Source organism: Candidatus Methylomirabilota bacterium (genome assembly GCA_036001065.1).
Lineage (GTDB): Bacteria > Methylomirabilota > Methylomirabilia > Rokubacteriales > CSP1-6 > MNEF01.
The window spans coordinates 1-9,244 of the sequence record DASYUQ010000102.1; the positions used below are offsets into that span (position 1 = coordinate 1).

Sequence of the window (9,244 nt, forward strand, 5' to 3'; positions counted from 1 at the left end):
TTCGTCGAGGAGCTCGAGCAGTGGTCCCGTCAGATCACCACGACGGACTGTCAGGCGGCTTTCGATCGCTGCGGCGTCCCCTGCTCGCGCTATCGCACCGTGGAAGAAGCCATGAAGGATCCGCAGCTCGCGCATCGCCAGGCGTTCGGCGACGTGCGAGACGCGGGCGGCACGTTCCGCGTGTTGAACCCGCCGTTCCGCTTCTCGGACGCGCCCGCCGGGGTGCAACCCTACGTGTCGGCGCTCGGTGAGCACGGCGAGCGGATCCTGGCCGAGGCCGGCTACTCGGCGGACGAGATCGAAGCGCTCAGGAAGGGCGGAACGCTCGGGTGATAGGATCGAGCGATGAGTGACGCCAAACCTTCGCATTTCATCCGCGACGCCGTCGTCGAGGACCTGCGGGCCGGACGATTCTCAGGAGTGGTCACGCGATTCCCGCCCGAGCCGAACGGCTATCTCCACATCGGCCACGCGAAAGCGATCTCGATCGACTTCGGGATGGCGCAGGAATTCGGCGGACGCTGTCACCTGCGCTTCGACGACACCAACCCCACGAAAGAGAGCCAGGAGTACGTCGACGCGATCATGCGCGACATCCACTGGCTCGGGTTCGAGTGGGGCGAGCACCTCTACCACGCGTCCGACTACTTCGAGCAGCTCTACGACTGGGCCGTGCAGTTGATCCGCGCCGGCAAGGCGTACGTCGACGACCTCTCGGCCGACGAGATCCGCGAGCACCGCGGCACCCTGACGGAGCCCGGACGCGACAGCCCGTACCGCACCCGCTCGGTGGAGGAGAACCTCGACCTCTTCGCGCGCATGCGCGCCGGCGAGTTCGAGGACGGGACGAAGACGCTCCGCGCGAAGATCGACATGGCGGCGCCCAACATCAACCTGCGCGACCCCGTCATGTACCGGATCCGCCACGCGACGCACCAGCGCACCGGCGATCGGTGGTGCCTCTACCCGATGTACGACTGGGCCCATGGCCAGTCCGACTCGATCGAGGGCGTGACGCACTCGCTCTGCACGCTCGAGTACGAGGACCATCGCCCGCTCTACGACTGGTACCTCGACGCGCTCGGGATCTATCACCCGCGGCAGATCGAGTTCGCGCGGCTGAACCTCTCGCACACGGTGATGAGCAAGCGGAAGCTCCTGGCGCTGGTCGAGGGTGGCGCGGTGTCCGGCTGGGACGATCCGCGCATGTGGACCCTCGCGGGACTGCGTCGCCGCGGGTACACGCCGGAAGCGATCCGCGATTTCTGTGAGCGCGTCGGCGTCGCGAAAGCGGCCAATCTGGTCGAGATGGCGTTGCTCGAGCATTGTCTGCGCGAGGATCTGAACAAGCGCGCGGCGCGCCGTCTGGCGGTGCTGCGGCCCTTGAAGCTCGTGATCGAGAACTATCCGGAGGGCCAGGTCGAGGAGTTCGATGCGATCAACAACCCGGAGGATCCGTCCGCGGGCACGCGCACGGTCGCCTTCAGCCGCGTCGTCTACATCGAGCAGGACGACTTCCGCGACCCGCCGCCGCCGAAGTACTTCCGGCTTTCACCGGGCGTCGAGGTCCGTCTGCGGTACGCGTACATCGTCCGGTGCACGGGCGTCGAGCGCGACGCCGGCGGCAACGTCGTCGAGGTGCGCTGCACCTACGATCCGGCGTCGAAGGGCGGCGACGCGAAGGGACGCCGGGTCAAGGGCACGATTCACTGGGTGTCGGCGGCGCATTCCGTCGAGGCCGAAGTCCGGCTCTACGAGCAGCTCTTCAGTACGCCGAAGCCTGACGACGCCGAGGATTTCCGGAGCGTGCTGAACCCACGATCGCTGGAGGTGCTCACCGGCTGCCGCGTGGAGCCCGCGCTGCGTGAGGCCGGGCCGGATTCCCGGGTCCAGTTCGAGCGGCAGGGATATTTCTGCGTGGATGCGCGCGATTCGTCGCCGGACCACCTGGTGCTCAACCGGACGGTCGGGCTGCGCGACACGTGGGCCAAGATCGAGACGAAAGGGACCTCGACATGATCACGAAGTTCTCTACCGTCTACGCGGGCCACGTCGATCTCGGCGACATGGGGCAATCCGCCACGCCCGCGAACGAACGTCGCTACTCGAACGCCGAGCTGGCGTCCGTCTTCGAGAAGACGGAGACGATCGCGCGGTGCATGGACGAGCACGGCTACAGCATCCTCTGGCTCGCCGAGCATCACTTCCAGCACGAAGGGTACGAAGTGCTGCCCAACATCCTGATGCTGGCGGTGCACCTCTCGCACCTGACGTCGCGGCTGCGGATCGGCTGCGGCTTCAACATCACGCCCATGTGGCATCCGCTCCGCCTGGCCGAGGACTTCGCCACCGCCGACATCCTCACCGGCGGGCGTACCGTCTTCGGCGTCGGTCGCGGCTACCACACCCGCGAGGTGGAGACCTTCGGCGCCCCCATGCTCGACGCCGACGCCAACCGCGACCTCTTCGAGGAGCAGGTCGACATCATCATGAAGGCCTTCCACACGGAGTCGTTCTCGCACCGGGGCCGGCACTACACGCTGCCGCCCGCCGTCCCCTACCGCGGCTACGAGCTCCGCGAGCTCACCCTGGTGCCGCGGCCGCTGCGGCAGCCGGTGGAGTGCTGGCAACCGATCGTGAGCGCCGGCGCCCGCGGGCTCGACTTCATGATCAAGCACCGCATCAAGGGCCTCATCGGCGGTGGCGCCGCCACCATGGCCGAGAAGTCGATCCACGCCTACCGGGACGCCGCCCAGCGCGCCGGCCTCGATTACGCGCTCGGCCAGGGACTGAGCCTGGGCATCTTCTACCACCTGGCCGAATCGCGCGAGCGCGCCGTCCGCGAGATCACGCCGTTGTACGAGGAGCACGTGAAGATGTTCGGCCCGCTGGGCTTCGTGCCCGGCATCACGCCCGCGCAGCTCGACGCCTCCACGCGACGCGGGGGCTGGGCCGCCGCCGGCGTCCCCGACGTCGAGCACTACATGAAGCTCGGCGCCTGGTTCGCCGGGCCCCCCGAGGAGCTGGTGGCGTACCTCAGGTCACTCGAGGAGAAGTACCCCGGCCTCGAGTACGTGCACCTGAGCAACAGCATGGGGACGCCCAAGGCGGTCTTGCTGGAACAGCTCGCCTGGCTCGGCAAGGAGGTCCTGCCGGAGTTCGCCGGGCGCTGAGCGGGGTTGGCGGCTCAGGCCAGGAGGAGCCGGGCTGGCTGGAGGGTCCGGTTGAACGGGTTCAGGACGAACCCGAGGATCTCGAGGGTGACCACGCCGAGCAGCGCCGCGTCGCCGGCTTCGCCGAGAATCACGGGCGTGTGCCCCTCGCCCTGCGGCAGCGCGATGTGACACTCGGAGACGTCGCGATCGATCAGGGTGCCATCGGCGAGGGCGAAGGTCATCCGCCGCTTCGGCGCCAGTCCGATCGCGCGCCAATCGGCCGGAGGCAGAAGGCTGTACTTCGCCCCGCTGTCGACCATGAACCGCACGGCGCGAGACGTGCCGGTGGGGTCGGCCACCACGCCCTCGACGTATGTCAGTCCCACACCAGAATTGTAGTGGAACCCGCGTCGCCTGTCGTGGTTCTGCGCGGAGACAGTCGGCCGCTACGTCAGCCCGTAGAAGCGCCGGGCGCCGCCCGCCAGGATCTCGCGCTTGGTCTGCGCCGACAGCTCCGGCCGATCGGCGATCAGCTTCGGCGCACCGGGGAAGAAGCCGTCGGGATGCGGGTAATCGGTGGCCCAGAGAATCTTGTGGGGGCCGATGTAGTCCGCGAGCACCGAGAGGCACCCCTCCACGGGCTCGAACGAGATCCAGCAGTTCCGCTGGAACAGCTCGCTCGGGCGCATGGAGAGCCCCGAGTCGTTGAAGCCCTGGTCGTCGAAGTGGCGATCCATCCGGTCGAGCCAAGGCGCGATCCACCCGCCGCCGGACTCCAGGAAGGCGATGCGAACCCGGGGGAAGCGATCGCACACGCCGCCCCAGATCACGCTCATCGAGGCCAGCATCATCTCCATGGTGTGCGAGATGATGTGCCGGGCCCCGCGCGTCTCGAAGCGATCGACGCCCACCTGGGGCATGCCGCCGCTGGCGCCCTCGTGCAGACCGATGGCGAAATCGAGCTCCTGCACCTCGGCCCAGAACGGCGCGTAGTCGGGGTGGTGCAGCATTCGCCCGTTGTATGGATTGGGGCGGAGGAAGCCGCCGCGCATGCCCAGCCCCTTGCGGGCGTAGCGCATCTCGTCGATGGCGAAGTCGATCGACTGCATGGGAAGCATGGCCACGCCGAAGAGGCGGTCCGGATAGGGCCGGCAGTAGTCCGCGAGCCAGCGGTTGTAGGCCCGGCAGGCGGCCGCGGCGAGGCCGGGATCCTTGATGGCGCCGGCGAACAGGCCGATGCTGGGATAGAGGAACGCCGCGTCGATACCGTCCAGGTCCATGTCGGCGATTCGCGCGTGCGGGTCGAAGCCGCCCTTGCGGCCCTCGAGATACTTCATCGTGACGTCGTCCACCGTGCCCTGCCGGGCGCCGATCGCCCCCAGCAGGCCGAGGCCCTTGGGGCTGCCGAGCACCCGGCCTTCGATGAGCAGGCGCTCCTTGCCGTCGGTGTCCACGATCATCCGCGGCGCGCGGTCGCGGTAGGCGGGGTCCATGTACTTCTCGAACAGGTCCACCGGCTCGAGCACGTGTCCATCGGCGTCGATGACGTTGTACGTGCGTGACATGGGAAACCTCCCTTCAGATGACCCCCTCGCGGTGAAGAGCGTCGAGATCGGCCGGCCCGTAGCCGAGCAGCCTGCCGTAGACCTCGGCGTTGTGCTCGCCGAGCAGCGGCGCGCGCACCACTTCCGTCGGCGAGGCCGACAGCCGCACCGGGTTCGCGGGCATCGGGTACGGGCCGCGTCGGGGATGCTCGAGGTCCACGATGAAGCCGCGCTGGCGCAGATGCGGGTCCGACAGCACCTCGCTCGAGTCGAGCACGGCCCCGCACGGGATGCCCGCGCCGGCCAGGGTCTCCATCACCTCGTGCTTCGTGCGCTTCTCCGTCCACGCCTCGATCATGTCGTCGATCTCGTCGACGAACTGGACGCGGTCGCGCCGGTCGGCGTAGCGCGGATCGTCGCCCAGCTCGGGACGGCCGACGATCCTCGTCAGCGTCTTCCACATCTCGACAGTGGCGAGGTGAATGAAGACGTAGTCGTTCGGCCCGAAGGGCCGGCAGCGGTAGATGTTGGAAGGCGCCGCACCCGCCGAGCGGTTGCCGCGGCGGGGCGCGGGCTTGCCGTCCACGTAGGTATCGCGCAGGTGGATGCGGAGCTGGTTCACCACCGAGTCCTGCTGCGCCACCTCGATCTGCTGGCCCACGCCCGTCGTCTGGCGCTGGATGATCGCCGCCAGGATGCCGATCGCCGTGTGCAGCCCGGCGCCCGTGTCGGCCAGGCCGCCGATGGCCTTCGTCGGCGGGCCGTCGGGCGAGCCTGTCATGCTCATCGCGCCCGCCATCGCCTGGGCGATCCACTCGAAGGACTTGTACTCCGAATACGGCCCGCCGCTCCCGAAGCCTTTCACCGAGGCGGCGATGATGCGCGGGTTCAGCCGCCGGAGCGCCTCGGACCCCAGGCCGAGCCGCTCCATCGCGCCGGGCCCCATGTTCTCGACGACGACGTCCGCGCTTTTCACCATCTCCTCGAACATCGCGCGGCCGCGCGGTGATTTCAGATTCAGCGTCACGCCCTTCTTGCAGGAGTTCAGCAGCAGGAAGAACCACGCGTCCTCGCCGCGCTTGTCGGAGAGCGCGGTGCGGCCAGGCTCGCCGGCGGGCGGCTCGATCTTGATGACGTCGGCCCCGAGCCACGCGAGCATCTGCGTGCAGGACGGGCCGGCCTCGTACTGGGTCAGGTCGAGAACGCGAATCCCCTCGAGCGCCTTGGACGACATAGTCGCCTCAGCCCCGCTTCGGTGGTGTGTGACGGAACGGCAGCACGGTGTAGCGCGCCCGCTCGACCTCGATGACCAGGACGACGCGCTGCTCGGGATTGTTGCGCATCGGAAACTCCTGGCCGGTGTACTTGCGCGAGATCCTGTCGATCACCTCGAGCTTGCGATCCGGCCGCCGCTCGATGACGCGACCACGAAGCTGGGCCTCACGGTAGGGATTGTCCATCGCCACGACGGACAGCGACACGCGCGGATCCCGCTTGGTGTTCTTCCCCTTCAGCGATCCCTCCCCGGTGGCAATGAGAATCCGATCGCCCTCGACGCCGACCCAGACCGGGGCCGAGTGCGGCGAGCCGTCGGGCATCAGCGTGGCGAGGTGAGCGAAGGTCGGCTCCTCGAGCAGCGCGCGGGCATCGGTTGACAGCGGCATCGCCACTTTCTCCAGTCTGGATCGCGTCAGTCCGCTCGGCCGCGCACGACGATCTTGCCGACCTGGGCGTCGGACTCCATGAACTTGATGGCCGCCGGCAGGTCCTCGAGCCCGAACACCTTGTCGACCAGCGGACGCAGCCGGCCGTCCTCGAAGCGGGGCAGGAGGTCCCGGACGAAGCCGCGCACCGTCTCGGCCCGCTGGGCGGCTGAGCGGAGCCGGTTGCTCACGCCGAACAGCGTGAGGCGCCTGCTGTGCAGGGCCTCGAGATCGAGGGTGCTCGTCAGCACCCGGTCCAGGTGCCCCACCGTCGCCAGCCGACCCTCGAAGGCCAGCACCCGGATGCACTCGGGAAAGACCGACCCGCCTACGTTGTTCACCACGAGGTTCACGCCCTTGCCGTCGGTGGCCTTCATCACGGCGTCGTGGAAGTCGCCGGTCCGCGTCCGGATGCCCACGTCGAGCCCGAGCTTTTCGAGCCGGGCCAGCTTGTCGTCGGAACCCGACGTGCCGATGACCCGCGCGCCCAGCACTTTCGCGGTCTGGAGCGCGGCAACGCCGACGCCCGACGAGACACCCGTGACGAGCAGCCACTGGCCGGCCGCGAGATGGCCCTGCGCGACCAGCATGTCGTAGACCACGAGAAAGACCAGCGGCGTCGCCGCCGCCTCTTCCCACGAGAGCCGCGTGGGCGCGCGCATCGCCTCCCGCGCGTCCATGAGGGCGTACTCGGCGAAGCCGCCGCCGCAGCGCCCCATCACGCGATCGCCCGTCGAGAGGCCGGTGACACCCTCGCCGACCTTCACCACGTCGCCCGCGCACTCGCCGCCGCCGGCTCGGGCCGGGGCGCCCGCCTTTCCCCCCAGGAGCTCGCCACGGTTCAACGAGGTGGCCCGGACCCGGACCAGGATTTCGCCCGGCTTGGGTTCGGGGGTGGGAGTCTCGCGCAGCTCGACCTTCGTGCCGCCGGGACCCGGCGTGATCCAGTAGGCCTTCATGCTGAGCTCCTCGTCCTGGGGTCGTCGACCGGCCCTAGTGCCGTTCCAACTTGTTGATACTAAATCTGTCCACGAACGACGTACACGGTGCCTTCCTAGGCGCGAATAGTTGGAACGGCACTAGTGTATGCCGCGACCGAAGGAGACCTCCTACGTCGTGTACGCGGAGAAGCGCACGGTCTGCGCGCGCGCTTTGTCGTCGGTGATGACGTTGACCACGGCGGGCTTGCCCGAGGCCCACGCCCGCTCGAGCGCCGGGCGGATCTCGTGCGGCTTCTCCACGAGCTCGCCGTGGGCGCCCAGCTCCTGCGCGACCTTGTCGTAGCGGGTGTGGCCGAGCTTCCGCCCCGGCTTGGGCAGCGGCCGCGCCCACGGCGTGTCCGCCGTCCACCCGCCGTTGTTGCTGATCACTACCACGACGGGGATCTGGTGGCGCACCGCCGTGTCGATCTCCATCGCGTTGAGACCATAGGAGCCGTCGCCGTGGAGGACGACCACCTGCGCGTCGGGCTTGGCCACCTTCGCGCCGACGCCGAAGGGCAGGCCGACCCCCATGCAGCCGAACGCCCCCGAGTTGAGCCGGTGGCCAGGGACGAACGTCGGGATCGCCTGCCGGCCGTAGTTGAGGATCTCCTGGCCGTCCACGACGAGGATCGCGTCGCGCCGGAGGAAGTCGCGCACCTCCTTGCAGAGCCGGAGCGGATGGATGGGCACGTTGTCGCTACTCATGGCCTTGTCCGACTCCGACGACTTCTCACCGTCGAGCGTGCGGAGCTTCCCCGTCCAGGCCGCGTAGCGGCTGGGATCGATCTTGCCTTCAGCCTCCGCCCGGAGCTGCTCGAGCACGGCGCGCGCGTCGCCGGCGATGGGCACGTCCACGGCACGGTTGTGCCCGAGCTGGGTCGGGTTCACGTCCACGTGGATCACCTTGAGGTCGGCGGCAAAGCGCGGCGGGCGGCCGAACTGGATGACCCAGTTGAAGCGCGTGCCCACGGCGAGGACCACGTCGGCCTCGGCGAACGCGGTGCTGCGGGCGTTCAGGAAGGCCAGCGCGTGATCCTCGGGAATCAACCCGCGCGAGATCGGCGTCGTGTAGAACGGAATGCCGGTCGCCTCGACGAAGGCCTGGAACGCGGCCGCCGCGTCGGACCACCAAACGCCGCTGCCCCCGATGATCACCGGGCGCTCGGCGCGCGCCAGCAGCGCGATCGCCTCCCGTACCGAGCTCGGATCGCCGAGCGTGCGCGGCGCCGGCCGCCACGCCGGCGGATACGTGATCTTCTCCTCCTCGACCTTCTCGCCGAGGATGTCGCCCGGCAGGTCGAGGTAGACGGGGCCAGGGCGTCCCGTCGTCGCCTGGCGGAACGCCGTCGCGACGACGTCGGGGATGCGCCTGGCGTCGTAGATCCGCTCCGCCCACTTCGTCACCGGCCTCATGACCGCGACCTGGTCGATCTCCTGGAACGCCTCCATCCCGAGGAAGACCCGCGGGCTCGACCCGCCGATGGCCACGAGCGGCGCGCAGTCGGTGAAGGCGTTGGCCACCCCGGTGACCAGGTTGGTCGTCCCCGGGCCCGAGCAGCCCATGCAGACGCCGGGCCGCCGCGTCACCCGCGTCCAGGCGTGGGCGGCCAGCGCCGCCGCCTGCTCGTGCCGGGTGTCGATCGCCCGGATGCCGAGCTGGATGCAGGCGGCCTCCGTCTCCAGCATGGGCCCCCCCATCAGGTAGAAGAGCGTGTCCACGCCCTGTGACCTGAGCGCCTGCGCCAGCACCTCCGAGCCTGTGATCGTTCCCATGGTCAGCCCTTTCGGTTCTGTCGACGAGTCCGCGGGCGGTACAGACTGTAGCAGTCAAAGCGGGCGTCGGCACGAGCAATGTATCG

The 9,244-nt window shown here is 69.0% G+C and carries 9 protein-coding genes; 3 read left to right on the top strand and 6 right to left on the bottom strand.

Translation table 11 applies throughout. The features are described 5' to 3' along the window. From VGV13_09530 to VGV13_09540, 3 genes are all read left to right on the top strand, one after another. A partial coding sequence (locus VGV13_09530) for a CoA transferase (GenBank protein HEV8641324.1) occupies window positions 1–333 on the top strand: 333 nt, incomplete at its 5' end. Between the two features lie 12 nt (window positions 334–345). After that, window positions 346–2,019, top strand: coding sequence for a glutamine--tRNA ligase/YqeY domain fusion protein (locus tag VGV13_09535; GenBank protein HEV8641325.1), 1,674 nt, complete (start codon window positions 346–348; stop codon window positions 2,017–2,019). Further along, a complete protein-coding gene (locus tag VGV13_09540; protein HEV8641326.1) occupies window positions 2,016–3,173 on the top strand; it encodes an LLM class flavin-dependent oxidoreductase in 1,158 nt (385 codons plus the stop codon). The genes VGV13_09535 and VGV13_09540 overlap by 4 nt, the downstream gene beginning before the upstream one ends. Window positions 3,174–3,187: 14 nt before the next feature. Here the strand turns inward: VGV13_09540 and VGV13_09545 are convergent, their stop codons facing one another. The 6 genes from VGV13_09545 to VGV13_09570 all read right to left on the bottom strand — a co-directional run bounded on the left by VGV13_09545 (window position 3,188) and on the right by VGV13_09570 (window position 9,158). Continuing rightward, window positions 3,188–3,541, bottom strand: a complete 354-nt coding sequence (locus VGV13_09545) for a retroviral-like aspartic protease family protein (protein ID HEV8641327.1) — start codon at window positions 3,539–3,541, stop codon at window positions 3,188–3,190. 60 nt (window positions 3,542–3,601) lie between these two features. After that, complete coding sequence (locus VGV13_09550) at window positions 3,602–4,720, bottom strand: amidohydrolase family protein (protein HEV8641328.1); 1,119 nt, start codon at window positions 4,718–4,720, stop codon at window positions 3,602–3,604. Window positions 4,721–4,733: 13 nt separating this feature from the next. Beyond that, window positions 4,734–5,933 (bottom strand): CoA transferase, encoded by a 1,200-nt coding sequence (locus VGV13_09555; GenBank protein HEV8641329.1) that lies wholly within the window; start codon window positions 5,931–5,933, stop codon window positions 4,734–4,736. Between the two features lie 7 nt (window positions 5,934–5,940). Next, a complete protein-coding gene (locus tag VGV13_09560) occupies window positions 5,941–6,363 on the bottom strand; it encodes a PPOX class F420-dependent oxidoreductase (protein HEV8641330.1) in 423 nt (140 codons plus the stop codon). Between the two features lie 26 nt (window positions 6,364–6,389). Beyond that, window positions 6,390–7,361 (bottom strand): zinc-binding dehydrogenase, encoded by a 972-nt coding sequence (locus VGV13_09565; GenBank protein HEV8641331.1) that lies wholly within the window; start codon window positions 7,359–7,361, stop codon window positions 6,390–6,392. A gap of 150 nt (window positions 7,362–7,511) precedes the next feature. Next, window positions 7,512–9,158 (bottom strand): thiamine pyrophosphate-binding protein, encoded by a 1,647-nt coding sequence (locus VGV13_09570; protein ID HEV8641332.1) that lies wholly within the window; start codon window positions 9,156–9,158, stop codon window positions 7,512–7,514. Window positions 9,159–9,244: the final 86 nt, after the last annotated feature.